The organism is Stenotrophomonas maltophilia complex sp. Om-AH-Sm3, assembly GCF_059337855.1.
In genome coordinates this window covers 46689-70307 of the sequence record NZ_JBYBLQ010000005.1, presented here as the reverse complement: position 1 = coordinate 70307, position 23619 = coordinate 46689, and the positions used below count along the sequence as shown (strand labels likewise).

The window sequence follows — 23619 nt, the reverse complement described above, 5'->3', positions numbered from 1 at the left end:
GCGTTCGATGTCCTTCCATGGGCCACGTCATGCCCGGCGCTTGATCCACACCAGCATCGCAGCCGGCACCAGCATCGACGGGCCCAACAGCAGCAGGGCGATGCCTTCGGCGTGGACGGTGCTGCTCCACCACAGCGCCAGCCCCAGCGGGGGCACGGCGGCAAGACCGCCGGCCAGCAGCATCCACCACCAGAGGCGATGCACCTGCAGCCCGGCACGCCCCTGCAGCAGATACCCGGCGCTGAGCCACAACCAAGCCAGGCAGCCGGCAATGCCGGCCAGGCCCCACAGCGGCATCACGGTCACCGCAGCCAGCGTGCCATGGCCGAACTGGCCCAGCCCCGTCAGCAGCAGCATCAGTGCCGCAACGCCGCCGGCCACCAGGCTGGGCAGGCCGAACAGCACGGCCAGGGTGGCGTACAGGTATTTGAGGCGGCGCTCATCCATGCGCGATCGCTGCAATGCCGGGGTCAGAGCCCTGCCCTGCGGGAAGGGATCCGACCCCTGTTTCGATCAGCCGTAGACCGGGTACTTGCGGCACTGCGCGCTGACGGCGTCGCGCACGCGGGCAATGACAGCGTCGTCGTTCGGTGCATCGAGCACGTCGGCAATCCAGTTGGCCAGGTCCACGCAGTCCTGTTCGACGTAACCACGGGTGGTCACCGCCGGGGTACCCAGGCGCAGGCCCGAGGTCACGAACGGCGAACGCGGGTCGTTCGGCACCGAGTTCTTGTTGACGGTGATGTGGGCCTTGCCCAGCGCGGCTTCCGCGTCCTTGCCGGACACGTCCTTGCCGATCATGTCCACCAGCATGAGGTGGTTCTGGGTGCCGCCGGAGACGATCTTGTAGCCGCGCGCGATGAGCGTGTTGGCCATCGCCTGGGCGTTCTTCACCACCTGCTGCTGGTAGGTCCTGAAGGCCGGTTCCAGCGCTTCCTTGAAGGCCACGGCCTTGCCGGCGATGACGTGCATGAGCGGACCGCCCTGGATGCCCGGGAACACGATCGACTGCAGCTTCTTGACCAGGTCTTCGTCGGCGCCCTTGGCGATGATGATGCCGCCACGCGGGCCGCGCAGGGTCTTGTGGGTGGTGGAGGTCACCACGTGGGCGTGTTCCAGCGGGCTCGGGTAGACGCCAGCGGCGACCAGGCCGGCCACGTGGGCCATGTCGACGAACAGGTAGGCACCGACCTTGTCGGCGATGGCGCGGAAGCGCGCCCAGTCGATCACCTGCGAATAGGCCGAGAAGCCGGCAACGACCATCTTCGGCTTGTGCTCCAGGGCCAGGCGCTCGACTTCGTCGTAATCGATCAGGCCCTGGTCGTTCACGCCGTACTGCACGGCGTTGAACAGCTTGCCCGAGGCATTCACCTTGGCACCGTGGGTGAGGTGGCCGCCGTGGGCCAGGCTCATGCCGAGGATGGTGTCACCCGGCTGCAGCAGGGCGAAGTACACGGCCTGGTTGGCCTGCGAGCCGCTGTGCGGCTGCACGTTGGCGTAGTCGGCACCAAACAGCTGCTTGAGGCGGTCGATCGCCAGCTGCTCGGCAATGTCCACGTATTCGCAGCCGCCGTAGTAGCGCTTGCCCGGGTAGCCTTCGGCGTACTTGTTGGTCAGCTGGCTGCCCTGGGCTTCCATCACCGCCGGGCTGGTGTAGTTCTCGCTGGCGATCAGCTCGACGTGGTCTTCCTGGCGCTGGGTTTCAGCGGCAATGGCCTTGGCCAGTTCGGGATCGTAGGATTCGATGCGGACGTCACGCGGGAACATCGGGTACTCCAGCAGGCAGGGAAAGGGGTACGGCTCAGCCCCTGATTGTAGCCCCGCACCGGCCCGCCGGGGCCGAAAAGGACGGGGCCGGCACTTCCGAAGGAATCCGGCCCCGTGCATGCCAGTGGATCCACGCCATGCGTGGACGTGGCCGCCGGCTCAGCGGCTGTTGATGATGTAGTCGGCGATGATGCCGGTTGCCACCGCCACCAGCAGCATGTTGCCGCGGTCGTCGCGGATCCAGTGGTGCCCATGCGGCGGGCGGCGCAGGTGGTAGCGCGGGTAGTCGTTCACCACGTAGATCGGGCCACGGTAGTAGTCGCGGTAGCGGTGGCCGACCTTCCAGCCGTAGCCCGGGCCATAGGCCGGTCGATAGACCACGCGCGGCGGCGGTGCCGGGCGGTAGTAGCGGTCATGGTCGCGGTGCCAGTCGCGGCGGTCGCGTTCCCAGTCGCGCCGGGCCTCGCGGCGGTCGCGTTCCCAGTCACGGCGGTCCTGTCGCCACTCGCGGCGGTCCTCGCGCCACTCGCGGCGGTCGTGGCCGCGGCGGTGGTCGTTGTCGGCGAAGGCGGGAGCCACGGCACCGAGCGCCAGCACAGAGGCCACGGCGCTGGCCATTACTCGATTGATGCGCATGTCAGACCTCTGTTTGGGTGGTGGTGAGCCCATATTGCGCAACCGATCTGAACCGCTTCCGGCTGGAAACGCTTCCCGCTGCAGGACTGTGACGGAGTATTCAGGCCACGGCCAGCCGGCGCCCCTGCGCCGGGCGCGGCCCGGAACCGGTTCCGGCTATAATTGGCGGTATTCCATTCCAGTCTGTGCCCGCTGCCGCAACGGGATGTTCCCGTGACGGGTCGGGTGCAGGGCCGCGCCTACGGAGACCTCATGTCGTCGCAATACATCTACACCATGAACCGCGTGTCCAAGGTGGTCCCGCCCAAGCGGCAGATCATCAAGGACATCTCGCTGTCCTTCTTCCCGGGTGCCAAGATCGGCCTGCTGGGCCTGAACGGCGCCGGCAAGTCCACCGTGCTGAAGATCATGGCCGGCGTGGACACCGATTTCGAGGGCGAGGCCCGCCCGCAGCCGGGCATCAAGGTCGGCTACCTGGCGCAGGAACCGGAACTGGACCCGAACAAGACCGTGCGCGAGTCGGTCGAGGAAGGCGTGGGCGAAGTGCTGCAGGCGCAGGCTGCGCTGGAAGCGGTGTATGCCGCCTACGCCGAGGAAGGTGCCGACTTCGACGCGCTGGCCAAGGAGCAGGAGCGCCTGGAGGCGATCCTGGCCGCCGGTGATGCGCATACCCTGGAAAACCAGCTGGACGTGGCCGCCGATGCGCTCCGCCTGCCGCCGTGGGATGCCAAGATCGCCAACCTGTCCGGTGGTGAAAAGCGCCGCGTGGCGCTGTGCCGCCTGCTGCTGCAGAAGCCGGACATGCTGCTGCTGGACGAACCGACCAACCACCTCGACGCCGAGTCGGTGGAATGGCTGGAACAGTTCCTGGCCCGCTACACCGGCACCGTGGTGGCCGTTACCCACGATCGCTACTTCCTGGACAACGCCGCCGAGTGGATCCTGGAACTGGACCGCGGCCGCGGCATTCCGTGGAAGGGCAACTACACCGAATGGCTGGTGCAGAAGGATGAGCGCCTGAAGCAGGAAGAAAACCAGGAAAAGGCCCGCCAGAAGGCGATCCAGAAGGAACTGGAGTGGTCGCGCCAGAACGCCAAGGGCGGCCGTTCCAAGGGCAAGGCCCGTCTGGCCCGCCTGGAAGAGCTGCAGTCGCAGGATTACCAGAAGCGCAACGAGACCAACGAAATCTTCATTCCGCCGGGCGAGCGCCTGGGCAACATGGTGATGGAGTTCAAGAACGTCTCCAAGAAGTTCGGCGACCGCCTGCTGATCGACAACCTCTCGATGCTGATTCCGCCGGGCGCGATCGTCGGCATCATCGGCCCGAACGGCGCCGGCAAGTCGACCCTGTTCAAGATGATCACCGGCCAGGAAAAGCCGGATTCGGGCGAGATCGTGATCGGCCCGACCGTGCAGCTGTCCTACGTGGACCAGAGCCGCGACAAGCTGGAAGGCAACCACAACGTCTTCCAGGAAATCGCCGGCGGCCTGGACATCCTCAACATCAACGGCATCGAGATCCAGTCGCGCGCCTACATCGGCCGCTTCAACTTCAAGGGCCAGGACCAGCAGAAGATGGTCGGTTCGCTGTCCGGTGGTGAGCGTGGCCGCCTGCACATGGCCAAGACCCTGCTGCAGGGTGGCAATGTGCTGCTGCTGGACGAACCGTCCAACGACCTGGACATCGAAACGCTGCGTGCGCTGGAAGATGCGCTGCTGGAGTTCCCGGGCAACACCTTCGTGATTTCGCACGACCGCTGGTTCCTGGACCGCATCGCCACGCACATCATCGCTTTCGAAGGCGACTCGCACGTGGAGTTCTTCCAGGGCAACTACCGCGAGTACGAGGAAGACAAGAAGCGCCGCATGGGCGACGACGCTGCGCCGAAGCGCCTGCGCTTCAAGGCGCTGAAGTAAGGCAACCGGAAAGGCCGCGCTCGCGCGGCCTTTCTCCTTTCGGCAGGTCACCACCGTTGGTGGTGACGCTTCAAGGCGTACCGACCAACGGTCGGTACCCACCACCAACGGGTCGAGATTCCCCATGTCCCTGTTCGAGCGCCTGTTCCAGCTGCAGCAGCACGGCACCACCGTGCGCACCGAGCTGCTGGCCGGTGTCACCACCTTCCTAACGATGTCCTACATCGTCTTCGTGAACCCCGAGATCCTCGGCACCACCGGCATGGACGCCGGCGCGGTGTTCGTGGCCACCTGCCTGGCTGCTGCACTGGGTTCGGCGGTGATGGCGCTGGCCGCCAACTTCCCGGTCGGCATGGCACCGGGCATGGGCCTGAACGCGTTCTTCGCCTTCACCGTGGTTGGTGCTGCCGGCCTGCCGTGGCAGCAGGCGCTGGCGGCGGTGTTCATCTCCGGCCTGGTGTTCCTGGTGCTGTCACTGACCGGCGCTCGGGCATGGCTAGTATCGGGCATTCCTTCGTCGCTGCGCTCGGCCATCGTGGCCGGCATCGGCCTGTTCCTGGCGATCATCGCGCTGCAGAAATCCGGCGTGATTGTCGGCAATGAAGATACGCTGGTGGCACTGGGACCGTTGAACACGGCGCCGCCGCTGCTGGCACTGGCCGGCTTCCTGCTGATCGCGGTGCTGGAAGCGCGCCGCGTGCGTGGTGCGATCCTGATCGGCATCCTGGCGGTGACCGGCGCCGGCTGGGCATTGGGCGATGTGCAGTACCAGGGCCTGGTTTCGCTGCCGCCGAGCCTGGCGCCGACCTTCCTGCAGCTGGACCTGCCGGGCCTGCTGCACCACGACGGTGGTGCGCCGATCGCCGTATTGCTGCAGGTGGTACTGGTGTTCGTGCTGGTGGAAGTGTTCGATGCCACCGGCACGTTGTACGGCGTGGTCGGTCGCGCCGGCCTGCTGAAGCTGCCCGGCGCGCAGAAGCGTTTCGGCCGCGCGCTGCTGGCCGACAGCACCGCCATCGTGGCCGGTTCGGTGCTCGGCACCAGCAGCACCACGGCCTTTGCCGAAAGCGCCTCGGGCGTGCAGGTGGGCGGCCGCACCGGCCTGACCGCATTGGTTGTGTCGGCACTGTTCCTGGCCGCGCTGCTGTTCTCGCCGCTGGCGTCGATGGTGCCCAGCTATGCCACCGCACCGGCGCTGCTGTTCGTGGCCGGCCTGATGCTGCGCGAACTGGTGGAGGTGGACTGGAGCGACCTGACCGAATCGGTGCCGGCCGCGCTGTGTGCACTGGCAATGCCGTTCACCTACTCCATTGCCAACGGCCTGGCCTTCGGCTTCATCGCCTATGCCGCGCTCAAGGCGGGCACCGGCCGCTGGCGCGAAGTGCATCCGGCGTTGTGGCTGGTGGCGGTGCTGTTCACCCTGCGCTACGCGCTGGAATGATGCCTGGCTGAGGGTCGGTCGGAGCCCACTGCGCTGCGTAGGTACCTGACCCCGCAGCGCTGCAGCTACCAGCGCGGCTGCAGGCGGCCGTCGGTGGCGAAGCGCCAGCGTCCTTCGGCCCAACCCACGCCGAACAGGGCCAGCATCTGCGAGTAATAGGCCGGTGCATCGGCGCGCTGCTGCTCGGCGCTGGGCAGGCTGGCCCGCAGCGACTGCGCGCGCTCCGCTTCGCCCTGCGCGATCAGATAGGGCAGCAGGGCTGCGCGGAATCCGTAGTTGCCTTCGCCCTGCCCCTGGCCACTGCGGGTGTCGATCTTTTCCCACATCGGTGCACCACTGCGCAGGCGCTGCAGCGGTCCGGACAGCGCCGCCAGCTGCGCGCGGAACAACGGATCGCGCGATGCGGTCATGCCTGCCCAGGTGTAGCAGCGGATGGCGTCGTAGCCGCCGACCGCACCGCGCACCGGATCGACGACGAAGCGATCGCCTTTCCACGCCGCCCAGTCCGGTGCGAACCCGTGCGGGCTGCTCTGCTGCAGTAACTGCACGCTGTTGCGCGCCAGCGCCTGCCACGGCCCGCTGCGATCCTCCGCCGCAAAGCGGCGCAGCAGCGGCAGTGGCAGATAGCTGGGGTTGACCCGCGTGGCGTCCCCTTCAATGAACCCCTGTGGGCCTGGCAACAGCATTGGGCCGAGCCCGGGCAGATCCACGATCTCGCGCGCCCGCACCTGCACCAGCATGCCCTCCGCGATGGCCTTCAGCGCCGGACGGCGCCACAGCCGCGCGCCTTCCAGCAGCGCGTAGGCCAGCCAGAGATCGGAGTCCGAGGCCGGGTTGTCGTCCAGCACCCGCCAGGCGCCGGCGTCATCGCGTCCCCACAGCCAGGCCGGCAGGCGCTTGCCCATGTCGCCACCGGCAAGGTTGTCCTGGGTCCAGCCCAGGATGCGGTCGAACAGCGCCTGGTCGTTGTCGACCAGGGCGAAGAACAAGGCATAGGACTGGCCTTCGGAGGTGCTGCGCTGATCGTCCTGGCTGCGATCGATCATGCGCCCGTCGCGGCTCAGGCTGCTGTCGAGCAGTACCTGCCACGCCGGCCAGCGCGGGGCGGGCGCGGCCTGCACACGGCAAACGCCGAGCAGCGGCAGCGTGGCGACCGCCTGCAGCAGGCGCCGTCGCCGCAGGTCAGCGGAATTCGCCATACGGCACCAGTGGTGATACGGGCAGCGGCAGGTTTCCCTGCCAGGGCTTGAAGGTGTAGCGCAGGTAGAGCTGGAACGAATTCGGCGAGAAATCGCGGCTGCGCTGGAGGGTGCCGGCAGCGCCCAGCACGAAGTGGTCGCCGAGGCGGCGCTCCACCGCGCCGTACAGGCGGTACCCGGTGCCCGTGCTGCTGCTGTCACCGGTGTACAGGCCGGCCTCGTCCAGCCGCAGCGGGCCGTACTGCGGCTCAAGCTGTGCAATCACGCGCTCGATCAAGGCCTGGTCGGGGAAACGGCTGATCGACGAGGTACGCGCACTGGACACACTGACCGAGCCATCCAGGCGCACCGACCACACGTCGTTGCGCCAGGCAAAGCTGACCGGCAGGCTCAGCGATGCATAGCGCTGCGGGCTGTAGTAGCCGCCCTGGCCCAGCGAGTAGCCGCCCAGGTCCTTCTGGTAGCGCCAGTACATCGCGGTGGTACCCACATCCAGCCGCATGTCGGGGCGCTGGATCAGCTTGTGGTACCAGCCCACCATCGCGCGTGCGCGGGTGTTGTCGACCACGTTGTGCCCGGTCAGCCGATGCCAGCTCCAGTTCGACCACACGCCATCGCGGCCGCCCTGGTCGTAGCCGAGGCTGAAGGTCACGCCGTTGGCGGTGACGCCGCCCCAGCTGATGCCGCTGCGCGGATCAACCGCACCGGCCTGCGACAGCAGCGAATTGGTCATCGGCCGCCGCGACAGCGTGGCGCCCCAGCCGAAGCGCCCGAGGTCGCCATTGAGGGTGACACCGCCAAGCCAGTTGCCGACCACGTAGTTGGACGGGGTGTGGCCGATATCGACGTTCCAGCGGTCATCCAGGGTGCGCCAGCCGACGGCGAAGCCGGCACCGGAGGTGCGCCGCTGGTGCACGAAGCGGGTGCAGCCCGGTGCGCGCAGGCGGCTGTCGTCGGCCTGCAGCAGATCCAGGTCACAGCTGCCGAAATCCTCGTCGTAGGCGCCGCTCTCATCGGTCTGGAAGCGGCCCGCATCGAAGCTGACCTGCTCGATGCGCGCCCACCCCAGGCCACCGGCGAATGGCGCGTCCAGATGCGCGATGCGGGTATCGCGCGACAGCCGCGAAATGCCCGGCGTGCCATCGCTGCGGCGACCGGTGTCCTGCATCACCGTCAGGGTGGGATTCTCCTGCTGGTACAGGGTTTCCACATCGCTGCGCAGGCTGCGCCGCAACCAGTCATCGCCGGCTGTCTCGCGGCTGGCCAGGGTCAACGCGCGGTTGTCGCGCGGCGTGACCTGGCCGGGAGCCAACACGCCGTTGTCGGCCATCGCCTGCGCGTACATGTCCAGCGCCTGCTGCGGATCATCGCGGCGCACCAGCCGTGCCGCATCACGCCAGGACTGTGCGTCGGGCCCGGTCTTGCGCGCAAGCAACGCGCGCAGGATCGCCAGGGCCTTCGTGTCCTCGCGCAGGTCGGTCCAGATGGTGGCGAGCTGACGCTGCTGGCCGATCTCGTCATCGTCCACTGCCGGCGGTGCGTCGTGCATCTGGCGGCGTGCGCTGGCCAGATCGCCGGTGCCAATCCAGGCCTGGACCTGGCCCAGCTGCGCATCCACATTGTCCGGCTGTGCGGCAAGCACGCGCTGGTAGTAATGCAGCGCCTGCGCGTGATCGCCGCGCAGGCGCGCCCACTCGGCCATCAGCAGATCATTGTCGGTGCTGGGCGGTTGCTGCTGCAGCAGCGCGATGGCTTCGGCCTCCCTGCCCTGCGCACGCAGATCCCACAGATGATCGACCAGCTGCTGCCGCTGCAGGCGCGCCGACAGCGCGCGGATGTCGTCGTTCCACTTCGCCTGCGGCAGCGCGTCGAGTACCGCCAGCGCCTGCGGCAGCCGATCGGATCCCGACAGGTAGAGCGCCTGCGCGTAGCGCGCTTCGGCGCTGTCGTTATGGGTGGCCATGTCGGCCACCGCCGCGTCGGCCTCGTCCTGCCGGCCAGCGGCGCGCAGCTCGTTGGCCAGCGCATAGGCCAGCCATGCATCGCCCGGCAGTTCGCCGCGCAGCTGCTGTCCCAGCATGATCGCGGTGGTCGCATCACCGGCAGCCAGCGCCTGCTCGCGACGCTCACGCAGGCGGCTGATCTGGAGCTGGCGCAGGTCTTCGGCATACAACCTGCGTTGCGCAGCGGGCAATGCGTTGATGAAGGCTTCCAGCCGCTGCGGGTCGGTGCGGCCGTACAGCTGCACCAGCTTGCGGATCACGTTGGCATCGTTGGGCGCCATCCGCCGCGCAACCTGCAGCTGGCGTTCGGCTGCGGCGTCGTCACCGCGGGCCACGGCCACGTCGACCAGGCCCAGTGCAGCATTGACGTCGCGGGGCTGCTGGCGATGCGCCTGCGCATAGAGGCGCTCGGCCTCGTCCAACCGGCCGGCCGCCAGCGCCGCATCGGCCTGGTCCAGCTGCAGCCAGTAGCGGGTGCTGGCGATCAGGTCGCGCCACTTGTCGTTGCTGTCGCCAGCCGGGGTGGCCTGCACCGCACGCTGGAAATAGCTGATGGCCTGCTCGCGGCGGCCCTGGCGCATCAGCGCCATGCCCAGCCCCCCCAACAGGTCGGGCTCGCGCGGATAGCCGCGCAACGCCTGCAGGAAAGCGCGCTCGGCCTCTGCATTGCGGCCTGCGTCGAGCAGCTGCTGGCCGCGCAGGCCGGCGCGCCACGCCGGGTCGCTGACCCGCTTGTGCTGGTCGGTGTAGCGCTCGCGCACCAACGCGATGTCGGCAAACGCTGGGTTGCGGGTGATGAAGTCCTGCAGCCGGCGCACGCTGCGGTCGTCGGCCGGCTGATCCTTCAGGTAGGCCCATTCGGCGTCCGCCGCCATGCCGCGGGCCTCCGGATTACGCCCCATGCGCTGCAGCGCGGCGAGCGCCTCTGCATCGCGGCCGGCAGCGAACAGCATCTGCGACAGCGCCTGCAGCAATGGCACATTGCCCGGATAACTGCGGTCCAGTTCGCCCAGCGCACGGATAGCCTGTGCACGCCCATCCGCCTGGCCGCCGCGCAGGCGCCAGTACTCCAGGCCCAGCTGCAGGCCGGGTGGATCATCGTTGAACAGGCGGCGGTAGATCGCCAGCGCTTCGGCGCTGCGACCACCGGCAGCGAACAGGCGCGCCTGCTGCAGATCCTGCTGCAGATCACCGCGGTAGGCCCTCCAGAGGCGTTCGCCGGCGGCCAGTTCACGGGTACCTGTACCGATCTCGCGCAGGCGCTTCAGGGTCGCCTCGGCATCCTGCAGCTTCTGTTGCGAGAGCTGCACTTCCAGGATCGCCACCAAGGTGCCGCGATCATCCGGTGCCAGCATGCGCAGCCGCGCCAGTGCGTCTTCGATCAGGCTCTGGCGACCGGTGGCCTCACCGATGCGCACCTGCTGCAACAGCCACTGGCGCTGCTCGGCGACGGTTCCGCCCGGCGTATCGGGCAAGGCCTGCGCCGCGCAGGGCCCGGCACCGGCCAGTCCCAACAGGACGAGGCCGGACGCGGTGACCAGCGGATGCCGCGTACGTGCCATCAGTGCCCCGGGTCCAGGCGCTTGGCCGCGACCCAGCGCAGCGCGCGCCACAGCAGGAAGGCGACCATCAGCACCACCAGCGTGGCCAGCACCGCCAGCAGCGCCGGGTGGTCGGCCAGGTGGTACCACAGCAGCAGCCACCACGGCAGCGCGCCAACGTAGTAGTGATCACCGACGAACTGGCTGTGAATGCCCGAGGTACGCAGGATCGCCACCGATCCGGCGATGGCTTCGCGCTTGCCGGTATCGCTGAGTGCATCGTGGAGCAGGCCGTAGTCGGCGGCATTGCTGGCGGCCAGCGAAACGATGCTGCGCTGCGCATGCGTCGGTGACTGCATGCCGATGATCGCGGCAAACGGTGCCTGCGCGCTCACTGCCACTTCGGTCACCGCTGGATCGCCATCGCGGCTGCCACGGCGGGCCTGTTCCATCGCCTGCTGCGGCGACGGAGACTGGCCATTGAGCAGGCGCGTGCGCTGGTCGTCGATCAGCAGCGACAGCTGCTGGCTACCGCGCAGTTCGGCCGGCAGGGCGCCCAGCATCAGCAGGTCCGCATCCAGCGCGCTGGCCTGCTTCCAGTCATCGGACAGGCGCAGCCCATAGGCCGGATAGCCGCTCTGCACGCCCAGCCCACCGATCAGGTTCAGCAGCAGGCTGACCTGTGCCTCGTTGGCTTGGGGCGGCACCAGCACGACAGTCTCCGACAGATCGGCCATGCGGGTGAAGGGGAATCCACTGAGCGCGAACGCGGACAGGTCCGGCAGGCCCATGTAGTGATGGAATCCGGAGAAGTCGATGGTCGAGTCGTCTTCGATCGCTGCCTGCAGGTTGGGCGGCAGCACGGTCTGGCAATGATCGCGCTGCGCACTGCCCATCACGCTGGCAAAGTTGAAATCGAAACGCAGCTGGTTGCGGTCGCCCAGTTTGAGCGCCGGAATCAGCAGGCGACCGTCATCGGCACCGGCATCGCCGGCCAGCACCGGCAAGCGGATTTCCTCCAGGCCCTGCTTGCCGTTGCGGCGCACCAGCGGGAAGCTGGAGATGAACTGGTCGTTGATCGCCACGCCCAGCCGCGACTCATCGCTGCCAAACGGCGGCGTGTAGCGGTAGCGCAGGTTCAGCGGAATACCCTGGTTGCGCCAGATGAACAGATCCGGCGGCAGGTTGAGGTTGACCGTGATCGGCTGCGGCGACACGCCGTTGGCATGCAGTTGTTGCGGATAGTCGAGCAGTTCAGCCAAGCGGACGGCGCGGTCGGTGCGCACCCAGTTCGGTGCGTCGTACGGCTTGCGCGGGGCCAGTGGCTTGACCTCATCGACACTGACCTGGCGGCCGCGGAACAGCACGTTGCCGGCCGCCATCGCAGCCACGGCCTTCTGCAGGTCGTCATCGTTGCGGCCCAGCACCAGCAGCAGCTTCCGCTGCGGATCCTCCGGCAGCGACATCAGTTCGATCATCGGGCCCTTCACCGGAGCATGGTTGGCGATCACCGGCGGGAACCTGCCGTTGACCGCCAGCACCACCGCGTGGCCCTTGTCCGGCAACGTGCCGAAGCTGACCGGGAAACGTGCCTGGCGCCACCAGCCGGACAGGCTGCCGAAGTACGAGGACATCACCGCCGCCGCCCGCTGCTGTGCCAGGCTCGGCGCAGCGGCGAACACCACTGGCAGTTCCAGCCGTGCTGTATCACGCGGATCGAAGAACGGCAGCGGGAAGTTGGCCAGGTCGTCCTGCATCGCCAGCGGCTGGCCGCCCAGGCGCAGCGTGCTGTTGCTGGAGAGATTGACCCACAGCGAGCTGTGCGTCGGCTCTTCGCAGATGTCGGTGTAGTGGCCGACGAACTCCAGGCGGACCTGGTTGAAATCAGCAATCAGGCGCGCGTCCAGCGGTAGCTTGGCCTGCACCGGGCGGCCCAGCTGCTCGTTGCTGATCGGCACCACACCCATCATCGCGTCGTTGAGATAGACCCGCAGGTGCGACAGGGTCGGCAGCAGCGACGGTGAAGGCGTGAAGCTCAGATCCAGCTCGGCATCGCGGACCAGGCGGTCACGGCGGACCTGGAACTCGAAGGTGGTGGCATTGCGCACGCCCGACAGCAGCGTGTCCTGGCGGCGCCCCAGCTGCGCGAAGGTGTTCTGCCGCTGCCAGGGCCAGGCGCTGCCCGCCCAGGTCTGCGCCAGCGCGGGCTCGGTACCGGTGGCAGGCGTGGTGGCTGGCGCGGCCGGCACCCCCGGCGCCGGCGGAGCGGCAGGCGCGGTAGTGGGAGGGACAACCGGCGCCGGGGCAGGCGCGCTGTTGCCTGACGCCACGGGCAGGGCCAGCAGGGGCAGCAGCAGCCAACGCAGAGAGGACGGACGGGTCATGGACGAAGCCCTGGATCAGCGGCTGGGTCAGCCGGGTGGGAAGGAAGCGGACGTTGCGGAGCAAAACTGGCCAGCCATCGCAGCAGGCGACGGTTCCAATGTGCGGGGCGGTCGAGGTCGAACGGTGCGAAATCACCCATCCGCCGGTAGCCGCGCCAGCCCAGGACCAGCACGCTCCACAGGCTGCGCGGCAGGCTCTTGGGCTGGTAACCGGCGTGCCAGTCAAGCCAAGCATCGGCGCGGGCGAAGGTGCATTGGGCGAACTCGACGCGCTGGCGCTCGTCCTCGAACAGCAGCAGCAGGCCCAGTCGCTGGCCGACCGTGCGTTGCACGCGCGCCGGGAATGCGAACTCGCGGCGACCCCGCCCCAGCAGCACCTGCACGCGCTGGCCTTCGGCCAGCTGTGCGTCTTCGCCGAGTTCGACGCCCACGCCATCGTTGGAGTAATCCTGCAGCACGCCGCGCAGGCGGCGGCCATCGGGCACCTGCAGCGCCATCGGCAGACGGGTGGTGACGCGATGCGTGCGTCGCACCTGCTGCACTTCGGCCGCCACCGCCAGCGCACCGCCGATGATCAGCAGGTTGTACAGCACCCACAGCGAACTCACGATCACCGTGCCACGTTCGTCAAGTGGGCCGTGCACGAAGCGCCACACGGCAAAGCACAGGCCCAGCACGTTCAGCAGCGCCAGCACCAGGTAGGGCTGCGCCACGCGCCAGTCGAAACGATCGCCGGCCTGGGTACCGCCCTTGTCGGTGACGTTGAACTTGCCGCGGCCCGGACTGAACAGCGCCACGGTGGTGGGCCGTGCGATGTACCAGGCCAGCACCGTCTCGTACACCTCACCCCAGAACGGACGCCGGTACTTGCCCTGGATGCGTGCGTTGGTCAGGCTGGCGTGGGCCATGTGCGGTACCACGAACAACAGGATGGCCAGCGCCGGTGCGTAGATGATGTACACATGCAGCAGCAGGAACGCCAGCGGCGCAGTGAGGAACACCAGGCGCGGAATGCCAGCCAGGAAATGCAGCATCGCGTTGGCATAGCAGAAGCGCTGGAACAGGCTCAGGCCCTTGCCCAGCAACGGGTTGTCGATGCGGAAGATCTGCACCATGCCACGCGCCCAGCGGATGCGCTGGTTGACGTGTGCGCCGAGGCTGTCGGTGGCCAGGCCGGCCGCCTGCGGAATGCGCAGGTAGGCCGAGTTCCAGCCCTTGCGGTGCAGCCGCAGCGCGGTGTGCGCATCCTCGGTGACGGTCTCGATGGCAAACCCGCCGATGGCATCGATGGCTTCGCGCCGCAGCACCGCGCAGGAGCCGCAGAAGAACGCCGCGTTCCACAGGTCGTTGCCGTCCTGCACCAGGCCGTAGAACAGCTCGCCTTCGTTGGGATCGCTGCGGAACACCTGCAGGTTGCGTTCGAATGGATCGGCCGAGAAGAAGTGGTGCGGGGTCTGCACCAGCGCCAGTTTGGGATCACGCAGGAACCAGCCGCAGGTGATCTGCAGGAACGACCGCACCGGCAGGTGGTCGCTGTCGAAGATGGCCACCAGCTCGCCATCGATCAGGGTCAACGCATGGTTGAGGTTGCCGGCCTTTGCATGGCGGTTGTCGGCACGGGTGATGTAGTTGACCCCGGTGCGCTCGGCGAATGCGCGGAATTCTTCGCGCTTGCCATCATCAAGGATGTGGATGCGCAGCTTGTCGGCCGGCCAGTCCAGGCCCATCGCCGCGTACACGGTGTGCCGCACCAGCGCCAGGTCTTCGTTGTAGGTGGGGATCAGCACATCCACCGTCGGCCACTGGCGGATATCGACCGGCAACGGCGCCGGGCGGCGCCGCAGCGGCCAGGCCACCTGCACGTAACCGAGCATCAGCACGAGCCACGAGTAGGTTTCCGCCGCCAGCAGCACCACGCCACAGACCAGGTCGAAGGTGCTGTTCCAGTTCAACGTGGCCGTATAGCGCCACCACAGGTACCGGCAGGACACGGTGATCGACAGCACGACCAGCACCAGCGTCGCATAGCGCCCCTGCATGCGCCGCACCAGCAGCGCGATGGCCCACAGCAGCACCACGAACACGAACTGCGCCAGATAGGTGAACGGCTGGGTGATGCACAGCGCCGCCAGCCCCAGCGTGGCCAACCCGACCAGCAGGGTCAGCAGGTGCCGCGAACGCGGCGACAGGCTGCCCATCTTCCGGCCGAACCATGCCGCCACGCGGCTGTTCCAGAATTCACTGGGCGCATCGCGCATGGCGCGCAGGTAGCGCAGGCGGCCGCGACCGGCCGCACCGCGCAGTTCGGCAATGCGTTCGCGACGGGCCCGGGCCAACCGTTGCCGCCTCAGCGAGGGCTGCGGTACCAACCGCACCACCGACAGCCACATGGCCTGGATCAACAACCGCAGTGGATCGCCCGGGCGCCAGCGGCGGTCACCCTGGATCTGCGGGAAGGCGTTGCGCAGGCGCGGGGCCTGTGCCTGCCATGCCGGGCCTTCCAGGCGCAGGAACGCCCAGCCCACGCACTGCAGCAGCCACAGCAGCGAGCGGGTTGGCCAAGGCGCATGCACGCGTTCGCGCAGGCGCCCCCAGTCCAGGTAGTAGACGCGGGCGCCCATCAGCGTGTCCCCGCAACGGGCTGGCGCCGTGCGGCCTCGGCCAGGCACCACAGCACCAGGCCATCGACATCGGCAGCGGCCAGCGAATCGGTCGCATAGCGCCCCAGTGGCTGCTTGCTGGCCAGCGCGGAGGGCACCCGCGCATCCTCGTGCAGCGGCTGCGGCACCAGCCGCGGGCCGTGCGCGTGAAGCCACAGCTGCATCAGATCGCGCTGCACCGGGATGACCGGGTCATAGCGGTTGGCCAGCAACAGGCGTGTGTCTTCCGGCTGCCGCTGCAGGAACACGTGGCTGACCGGATCGACACAGGCCAGGCGCAGCGGCAGCGTGCAGCGCACGTGCTGGTTGATGGCCGCTGCATGCGCCGGCAGGCGCTGCGGCAGGTCGAACAGGATCCAGTCGAACTGGGTCTCCAGCAGCGGAATGCGTTCGGCCCAGGTGCCCGGTGCCTCTTGCAGCTGCTGTTCGATGCGCATTGCGGCCTCGCTATCGACGCGACCATAGGGCAGCACCGCAAGTCCTGCTGCAACGGCGTAGGCGGCATCACGCCAGTCCGTGCCGTCCAGCTGCGCGCGCCCCCAACCGTTGTCCACGTCGGCAGGCAGCCCCAGGTGCAGGCCGAGCATCTGGTCCGGACTGCATTCGACCAGCAGGACGCGCTGGCCCTGCGCGTGCAAGCCCTGGCCGAGTGCGGCCAGCACCGTGGTGACACCGGTTCCGCCATGGATGCCCTGCAGCGACAGCACGGTGCTCATCGGCGCGGCTCCAGTTCGGCCAGCAACGGCCAGCGCGCCAGCGCCTGGGCACGCTCATGCTGGGCAGAGAAGTCCACGTAGGGCAGCCCCGGCATGCCCAGGCTGCGCCGCAGCAGGTCGATATCGTCCTCTTCCACGGACAGCGTGACCGGTACGGCAAGGATGTCGGCAGGCATCAGCGTGCCTCCTCGGGGTAGGGGCTCCAGGCCTGGCTGCCCTGCAGCTGCAGCCAGGGCTTGCCGGCGTACTCGATGACCTTGGCGCCTTCGTTTTCCGACACCGACGGTGTCTGCGGCAGCCCCTTCAGCAGGCTGTCCCAGTTGCGCTCGCTCGGCGGCGACTGGGCATTGAGCGCGTACACGCGCGAAACCAGCTCGGACACGGCCAGGTAGCTGCTCGGTTCGGGGACATGACGCGGGCCGCCGGCCGCCGGCGCGCCCATCCCGATCAGCTTCACGCCCACCGGCACGTGGGTGATCGACGGGCTGGGAATCTCGCGCATGCCCGGAATCTGCATGCGGTCGCCATGCAGGGCCGCGCCATGCTCGGGTACCACCACGATCATCGCGCGGCGGCCACTCTTCTCCACCGCATCGACGAAACCGGCCATGTCGCCCAACACCATTTCCGCACGTGCCTTGTAGTCGGCGGCATTCGAACGGCCATCGGCGCCGACGATGCGGTTGCCATCGTGCAGCGAAATCGTGTTGTAGAACAGCGCCACCTGCTGGCTGGACCCGGCCAGCCGCTGTTTCCACCACGCCATCAGCACATCGCCATCGCGGCGCAGCGGCGACTTGTCGAACGCCACCAGCGCTTTAGGAAACGCGCTGATATCCATCGGCTGTGCCTGCAGCCCGCCGTACTGGTGCAGTTCACCGATGAAGTCGTCGAAGTGACCGTCGTGGTTCATCGCCAGCTCGCTCTGGAAGCCCAGACGCTGCAGGTTCGAGAACAGCTGGCACTCGGCCGGCACCGGATCGAACAGCCCGGTATGCGAGGTCTGGCCACAGCTGGCGCGCAGCAGGCGGATCGCCGCCGGGCCGCTGTAGGCGGTTGCCGAGTTGAAGTCGTCGAACACCACGTCCATGTGGTCGAGCAGATTGTTCTGGCGCAGCCCCACTTCATCCAGATCGCTCCATGCCAGCGAGCAGATGTTGAGGATGATGACGTCGAACGGCGCGCCGCTGCCCGGTGCCGGGAAGCTGGTCTTGAGGCTGGCCTGCTGCTGGTAGAAGCCTGCCAGCCATGCGTTGAGCGTCTCGTTGTTGGCCGGCGGCAGGCCGCCACCTGAAGTGCCTGCGACGCTGGTGGTGGCCGCGGTGGCGGTACCCTGCCCCCAGTTCCAACCCGCCGGCATCGGTATCGCCATCACAGCCAGGCCAAGCATGCCCAGCACGCTCAGAGTGGTGATGCGCAGCCACGGCTTGAGCAGTACGTAGGCCAGCACCAGCATCGCCAGTACCGCCACCATCTGCCAGTTGATGAAGCGCTGGGCCAGCTCGAGCCAGTAGTCCGCCGAGAAGTCCAGCACGCCAGGTTGCACCAACAGGCGCCGGAACGGCGGCCACCAAGTGTCCTGGTAGTACAGCGCCACGCCCACCGGTACCGCAGCGACAGTACGCGCGATGCGTGCCCAGCGCCAGCGCAGTGGAACCAGCAGCGCGCCCAGGAACAGCAGGTTGGGCAGGATCTTCAGATCCAGCGCGCCCATCCAGGCCAGTACCACCTTGGACAGGAAATACAGGTTCCAGCCGCGCAGGTCGGCCCAGGCGAAGGGCGATGCGGGAGCCACCTGCGGACTCATGCAGCCCCCCGCGGCGCACGCAGGCGTACACCGGCGCGGCGCAGGTGGCGAGGGGGCAGCCAGCGCGCGGCACGGCGGCGCAGCGCACGCCACAGCGTACCGAGCATGGCACCGAAGGGAATCATCACGAGCGCACAGGCGACGATCAGGGTCCAGAGTTGCTGGTCGGTGGTCATGCGCGATCTCCCAGTCGCAGCGGCTTCGGGACAGTGAAAACAGGCGCCTCCAGCGCCGGGGCCACCGGCGGCAGGACGGCGGGGGCTTCGGGCAGGACCTCGGCCTCCGGATCGCTGCTGCCGGCGTTCATCGCTGCAATGTCGTATTCGGCCAGACGCTGGTAGCCATCGAACAGCTCCCGCCAGGGCAGGCGGAACAGATTGCCCAGGGCCTGTTCGACCGCATCACGCCGGCACCCGAACAGGAACAGGCGCACCTGCCCGCGGTAGACACAGGCCAGATCGCCCTGGCGGCGGATGCGCAGCTGCTGCAACGTCTGCTCGGCGCGCAGGCCGGCCACCGGCTGCAACGCCAGCACGGCGCTTTCCACCGCGCTGCCGTCCTGGTCGATGCGTTCGCCGGCGATCTGGCGGAAGCGTGCGGCGTTGACCAGGCCGCTTACCGGTGGCGGCCGATGCGCACGGATCAGCGGCTCCGGATCGTCAGCCAGCTGGCCCTGCCAACGCTGACGCTGCACGGTTTCCAGCAGGGTCAGCAGGCGCGGCAACGGCGTGGCTGACGGCACTACCAGGCTGCAGCCGCACTGCATCAGCAGCCGCTCATCAGCGTAGCGCAGGCAGGGCTGCAGCTCGCGCACCACCAGTTTCAGTGCATTGCCACGTTCCCGGCGCAAGCGGTGCAGCAGTCTGGCCAGTGCATCCACCTTGGCGTTCTCGTCGATGGCCAGCACTACGGTGGCCTCGCGCGCCTGCAGCGCGGCCGGCAACAATCCAGCCCAGCCGTCATACAGGTGCCAGGCTGCCGACAGTGGCGGCGCACCGTCCAGTACTTCGGTCTGGGCCAGGAAGACATCGCGATCACTGCCACTGGTGGCATCGACCCCAGTCCCAGCGGCATCGGCCTCGGCCAGATGGCGCAGCCCGCGGCTTTCCTGCTCGACGCCGAACGATCGCTGGGCCACCACGCCATGGCTGTTGGACCAGTAGTGCAGCAGCAGCTGCAGGGCACCACGATGCGGATGCAACTGGGCCACACCGGCGCAGCTCCGGTTCAATGACAACAGGCGCGGGGCCAGGGTCGCCACTTCGCCATGGCACAGCAACAGCAGCACCTGCTGCGCCTGCCCGGCCCAGTCCTGCAGCTGCTGGCACCAGCGCGCCAGCCGGGCATCATCCCAGCCGTCCAGCGCCGCCACCGGGAACTGCACCACGCTGAGCCGGGTGCGCACCGAGGCGGTGCGCGGCAGATCGCCGGTCAGCCCGCGCAGCGCCTGCTGCATGCCGTGATGAGACCGCTGGAACAGCCGCAGGCGGGCCGGCCCCTGATCGGCCGGCAGCAGCGTCAGCATCGATTCGGCCCCCCGCCCCAGCGTGACCAGCACGGCCTCATCCAGTGCGTCGGCCGTGGCCAGCACACCGGCACCGAGCAGATCCGTCGGCGCGCTGCCCGCGGCAACGACCCAATACAGGCCCCCGCTGCGCATCTCCACCAGTTCGGTGGGCAGTCCGGCAATGGCAAGGTGTGTTGCTGGCACGCCGGATCCTTTCATTGCCCCTCACCCAGACCGACGGCCCGGCAGCGGGGGCGCTGCAGTGGAGAGGGGATCATTTCCATGACGCACATCACATTCATGTGTCTGTACGGCAATGATAGCCCTGATCTTCACGTCTGCGGGATCAAGACGCAGTCAACGCCCCCCGCGGAGCGGGGGGGTGAGGCTCCAAACTCAGCAATGGGAGACCTGCGCTACTCGTACTGGATGGTGAACGTCGCCTGCCCGTTGGCGGTGCCGGCACCGACGGTACCTGCCTGGGTCTGCACATAGCGCGCGCGCAACGGCAGCGCCATGACGCTGGTACCCGGCGCCGTAGTGCCGACGTTGATGGTCTGGCCGAAGCGCACTTCTCGCTCGGTGCTGCCGTCGCGCTGGACCATCTGGATGCCGATGCGCGTGGCGCTGTTGCTGGTCGCGCTGAGCTTGAGCACACCCGGCATGTTCGAGCTGTCCTGGTCGGCGTCGAGGCGGATGCCGATCTTGCTCTGGTAGGCGGCCACGTTGCTGCCCTGGCAGTTCAGGCGGATCTCGAAATCGCGATCAGCGGCCTTGGAGCCGACACCGGTGAAGGTGGTGTTGGGCACGCTGCCGAAATCGACGGCGATGTTGCGGCTGCCGGCCTGCACTTCGCAGGTGGGGCTGACCACGGTGGTACCCGAGCCCTTGAACGTCGAGGTCAGCTCCGGACGGCCAGGACCGTCGCCGTCGAGATAGTAGGTGGTGAAGCGGCCGTTGGGCGCGATGATGCCCGAACCCGTCTGCGCGGCGGTCTTGATCAGCTCCACGCGGAAGCGGCCACCATTGAGGGTCAACGTCCGGTTGCCCCCCAATTGCAGCGTGTGCGGGTAGTAGGTCTGGATGGTGCCCGAATCACGATAGACACGGATACCCACTCCCGCTACATCGGTCGCATAGACGTTGCTGAAACCCGGGACTGCGTTTTGCTGTGCGGCGTTGACGAAACGCCCGTTGGCACTACCGCCCCAGCGATCGCAGTAACCGATGCTGTCGCGCTGGTTGATCGGCACGATCAACTCCTTGATCACACCACCGACGGGCAGGCTGGGCAGGATCACGATCTGCCCCATGTCCATCTGCACGTCCTGCGCGACAAAGCCCTGCTGGGTGATATAGCAGGTCGCCAACGCCGGGCTGGCCACGGCGATACCCCCCATCACGGCCATGGCGGCAAGCAGCGTGCGGCTGCGGGAAGAAATCATCGGCATGCTGCCTCCAGCGGGATGAAGCCGGTCTTGGACGCATCGGCGCCCGACGGAACCTGGTAATCGATGGTGCAGCGCTGGTCTGCACCGGCGCCCCACTCCACCAGCAGGCGGCCCTGGCTCTTTTCACTGCGCACGTACAGGCGGCCGCCCTGGCTGACCATGCCCACCGGCTGGCCCTGCTCATCCTTGACCTGCGCACCGAACGGCATGCTGCGGCCATCGGCATTGCGTACCTGGATCAGCAGCGCATTGCCTTTGCGGGTATCGAAGCGCAGGTAGCTGATGGCACCGGCGAACGGCGCGATCGACTGGCTGGTGCTTTCCAGCTCGACGTCATGGGCCATGCCCTGCGGGTCAAGGGTGACGGTGTTGAGGCGGTACGGCGATACGTACGGAACCACTGCATATCCACGGCCATCTACGCGCAGGCCCGGGGCGTTGCTGACGATCGCATCGCGCGCACCCGGCGCTTCCACCAGCACCATGGTGTCGCCCCGCTGCGGGGTGAAGGTGAAGCCGCCCGGATGCACGACCACGCTGCCGTTGGCACCGACCGAGGCCTGGCGGAAATCGCGCGAGTGGCTGTAGGTCGCGTTCAACGCGGAGTAGCGGCTGCGGTACTCGGCGTTGCCGACCGCCGTGGTGCCACCCTCGCGGGAATCGGACAGCGCCACGCCGTAGCTGAAGTTGTTGTCGACGCCGGCCGACCCGGTGATGCCGACGCGGCTGTTGTCGTAGCCACCACGATCGCGCATGCCCAGATCGGCGCTGAACGACACCGGGTGGGTACCCCGGCCCAGCGGCACGCTCATCGACAGCAGGTACTGGGTATCGGAACGGCCGAGCACGCCCTCCTCGGTGCGCAGCGCCGAGAAGCCGTAGTTCACCGAGCGCCAGGCGTTGTTGTAGCCCACCTGGTACTGCTTGGAGGTGCCGGAACGGTCGTAGAAGTCACGCACCGAACCGGTCACGTACAGCGCGCCGCCGCGACGTCCCAGCGGCTGGTTCAGCGTTATCTGGAACTGGCTGCGCTGACGGCCACGGGTGGTCGGATCGATGCCGCGCGTGTCCGAATCACGGCCATACAGCGCATCCTGCAGGCTGTAGAAGCCTTCGGTCGAATAGCGGTAGGCGGCCAGGGTCAGATTGGTGCCGGTCTCGCCGATCATGTTGCTGTAGCTCAGCCGCACGCTGGCGCCGGTGTGGCTGCCGTAGTGGTCGAACGAGGTACGCGCATGGGTGACGTCGGCAGCGAACGCACCGACCGGCGTGGACAGGCCGACGCCATACAGCAGCGACAGGTAGCCGTCGCTCAGCGCAGTGCCCCCGTACAGGGTCAGCTGGTTGCCGATGCCACGCTGGTAGGTCCCCTGCACCAGCCAGGGTTCGTCGGCCAGCAGCTTGTTGCGCACCTGGCCGGCGGTCAGCGAGTAGCGCGACACGCCTTCGCGCAGCATCTGCGGCACCGAGCCGAACGGCACCTTGAATTCGCGGCGGCGGCCATCGGCCTCGATCACGCTCACTTCCAGGTCACCGCCGTAGCCGGTCGGGTACAGGTCGTCGATGACGAAGCTGCCCGGCGAGACGGTGGAGGAGTAGATCAGCTGCTGGTTCTGGCGCACTTCGATGCGCGCATTGGTCTCGGCGATGCCGCGCACCACCGGCGCGTAACCGCGCAGCGAGTCCGGCAGCATGCGGTCGTCGCTGGCCAGGCTGGCACCACGGTAGCCGATCGAATCGAACAGTTCGCCGGTGGTGTAGGCCTCACCGATGGTGAGCATGCCGCGCACCTGCGGGATGCCGCGTTGTGCGTAGGTGGCGATGCTCTGCCAATGGCGGCCGTCACCCTCGGACCAGGTCAGGTTGGAATCATGGCGGAACTGCCAGCCGCCCAGGTTCAGGCCGGCGTTGAGGCCGAGGTAGGCGCTGCGGTTGCGCTGGCCACCTTCCACACGGCTGTTGCTGTCGATGGCGTTGAAGCTGTAGCCGACGAAGCCGGCATTGATGCCACGGTCCCACAGCGCCGGGTTGACGTAGCCGCGCGCCTCACGGCGCAGGAACACCTGCGGGATGCTGAGGTCGTAGCGCAGGTTGCCGCTGTCATAGACACCATAGGCATTGGCCATGCGCTGCTGGACCGGCACGCAGCTGGTCTTGTCGGTGGGCACGGACGGATCCTGCTGCAGCAGCACGGCCTCGCTGTCCACGCCCATTTCTTCCAGCATCGGCAGCGGCAGGCAGGCGTCGACACGGCCCTGCGCATCGGCCTTGAACTGCAGATCGCGACGGCCCTGCCAGGCACCGTTGACGTAGACGTCGACACGATAGTTGCCGGCCACCATCGGATTGCCGTTGCTGAAGGCCGCCAGGTCGACCTGCTTGGCCTGGCCAGACAGGAAGCTGGAGTTGAACTGGGCCGATTCCGGTGCACGCGCATTGGCCGCACCACTCTGCGCCATCAGCGCCTGTTCGCCGAGATTGGCCGGTGCCGCCAGCGCCCATCCTGGGCAGGCCACACCAGCAACCAACAGGCAAAGCGCCTGATGGATCGACAATGTCAATCTGTTTCCGATCACACTGACATTCCTTC

Annotated in this window: 16 protein-coding genes; 2 read left to right on the top strand and 14 right to left on the bottom strand. The window is 67.8% G+C overall.

Going from position 1 to position 23619, the window contains the following annotated elements; genetic code table 11:
* Nucleotides 1–27 precede the first annotated feature (27 nt).
* The 3 genes from AC10QF_RS07940 to AC10QF_RS07930 form a co-directional block, all read right to left on the bottom strand.
* A complete protein-coding gene (locus AC10QF_RS07940) occupies nucleotides 28–447 on the bottom strand; it encodes a hypothetical protein (protein ID WP_111098850.1) in 420 nt (139 codons plus the stop codon).
* Between the two features lie 66 nt (nucleotides 448–513).
* Nucleotides 514–1767, bottom strand: coding sequence for a serine hydroxymethyltransferase (gene glyA / locus AC10QF_RS07935; protein WP_019661033.1), 1254 nt, complete (start codon nucleotides 1765–1767; stop codon nucleotides 514–516).
* Nucleotides 1768–1926: 159 nt separating this feature from the next.
* Complete coding sequence (locus AC10QF_RS07930; protein WP_019661032.1) at nucleotides 1927–2403, bottom strand: RcnB family protein; 477 nt, start codon at nucleotides 2401–2403, stop codon at nucleotides 1927–1929.
* 252 nt (nucleotides 2404–2655) lie between these two features.
* Here AC10QF_RS07930 and ettA point away from each other — a divergent pair, with 252 nt between their 5' ends.
* Together ettA and AC10QF_RS07920 are read left to right on the top strand one after the other, a co-directional pair.
* Nucleotides 2656–4320 (top strand): energy-dependent translational throttle protein EttA, encoded by a 1665-nt coding sequence (gene ettA, locus AC10QF_RS07925; RefSeq protein ID WP_005415249.1) that lies wholly within the window; start codon nucleotides 2656–2658, stop codon nucleotides 4318–4320.
* 124 nt (nucleotides 4321–4444) lie between these two features.
* Nucleotides 4445–5761, top strand: coding sequence for an NCS2 family permease (locus AC10QF_RS07920; RefSeq protein WP_329842819.1), 1317 nt, complete (start codon nucleotides 4445–4447; stop codon nucleotides 5759–5761).
* A 65-nt stretch (nucleotides 5762–5826) separates the two neighbouring features.
* Here AC10QF_RS07920 and bcsZ read toward each other — a convergent pair whose 3' ends face one another.
* The 11 genes from bcsZ to AC10QF_RS07865 all read right to left on the bottom strand — a co-directional run bounded on the left by bcsZ (nucleotide 5827) and on the right by AC10QF_RS07865 (nucleotide 23584).
* A complete protein-coding gene (bcsZ, locus tag AC10QF_RS07915) occupies nucleotides 5827–6960 on the bottom strand; it encodes a cellulose synthase complex periplasmic endoglucanase BcsZ (protein ID WP_134731600.1) in 1134 nt (377 codons plus the stop codon).
* Complete coding sequence (gene bcsC / locus AC10QF_RS07910; protein ID WP_329842818.1) at nucleotides 6944–10525, bottom strand: cellulose synthase complex outer membrane protein BcsC; 3582 nt, start codon at nucleotides 10523–10525, stop codon at nucleotides 6944–6946. The genes bcsZ and bcsC overlap by 17 nt, the downstream gene beginning before the upstream one ends.
* Complete coding sequence (gene bcsB, locus AC10QF_RS07905) at nucleotides 10525–12888, bottom strand: cellulose biosynthesis cyclic di-GMP-binding regulatory protein BcsB (RefSeq protein WP_026347130.1); 2364 nt, start codon at nucleotides 12886–12888, stop codon at nucleotides 10525–10527. The genes bcsC and bcsB overlap by 1 nt, the downstream gene beginning before the upstream one ends.
* Complete coding sequence (bcsA, locus tag AC10QF_RS07900; RefSeq protein ID WP_329842816.1) at nucleotides 12885–15509, bottom strand: UDP-forming cellulose synthase catalytic subunit; 2625 nt, start codon at nucleotides 15507–15509, stop codon at nucleotides 12885–12887. Before bcsA ends, bcsB begins: the two co-directional genes overlap by 4 nt.
* Nucleotides 15509–16264 carry a cellulose biosynthesis protein BcsQ gene (bcsQ, locus tag AC10QF_RS07895; protein ID WP_329842815.1) on the bottom strand — a complete coding sequence of 252 codons (756 nt, stop codon included), beginning with the start codon at nucleotides 16262–16264 and terminating at the stop codon, nucleotides 15509–15511. The genes bcsA and bcsQ overlap by 1 nt, the downstream gene beginning before the upstream one ends.
* Nucleotides 16261–16440, bottom strand: a complete 180-nt coding sequence (gene bcsR, locus AC10QF_RS07890) for a cellulose biosynthesis protein BcsR (protein WP_021204328.1) — start codon at nucleotides 16438–16440, stop codon at nucleotides 16261–16263. Before bcsR ends, bcsQ begins: the two co-directional genes overlap by 4 nt.
* Nucleotides 16440–18071, bottom strand: a complete 1632-nt coding sequence (gene bcsG, locus AC10QF_RS07885) for a cellulose biosynthesis protein BcsG (RefSeq protein WP_031270787.1) — start codon at nucleotides 18069–18071, stop codon at nucleotides 16440–16442. Before bcsG ends, bcsR begins: the two co-directional genes overlap by 1 nt.
* Nucleotides 18068–18247: a cellulose biosynthesis protein BcsF gene (gene bcsF / locus AC10QF_RS07880; protein WP_019661022.1), complete on the bottom strand. Its 180-nt coding sequence runs from the start codon at nucleotides 18245–18247 to the stop codon at nucleotides 18068–18070. Before bcsF ends, bcsG begins: the two co-directional genes overlap by 4 nt.
* Nucleotides 18244–19782, bottom strand: a complete 1539-nt coding sequence (locus tag AC10QF_RS07875; protein ID WP_019661021.1) for a BcsE family c-di-GMP-binding protein — start codon at nucleotides 19780–19782, stop codon at nucleotides 18244–18246. The genes bcsF and AC10QF_RS07875 overlap by 4 nt, the downstream gene beginning before the upstream one ends.
* A 212-nt stretch (nucleotides 19783–19994) precedes the next feature.
* On the bottom strand, nucleotides 19995–21029 hold the full coding sequence (locus tag AC10QF_RS07870) for a fimbrial protein (RefSeq protein ID WP_019661020.1): 1035 nt from the start codon (nucleotides 21027–21029) through the stop codon (nucleotides 19995–19997).
* Complete coding sequence (locus AC10QF_RS07865; RefSeq protein ID WP_155030410.1) at nucleotides 21020–23584, bottom strand: fimbria/pilus outer membrane usher protein; 2565 nt, start codon at nucleotides 23582–23584, stop codon at nucleotides 21020–21022. Before AC10QF_RS07865 ends, AC10QF_RS07870 begins: the two co-directional genes overlap by 10 nt.
* Nucleotides 23585–23619 lie beyond the last annotated feature (35 nt).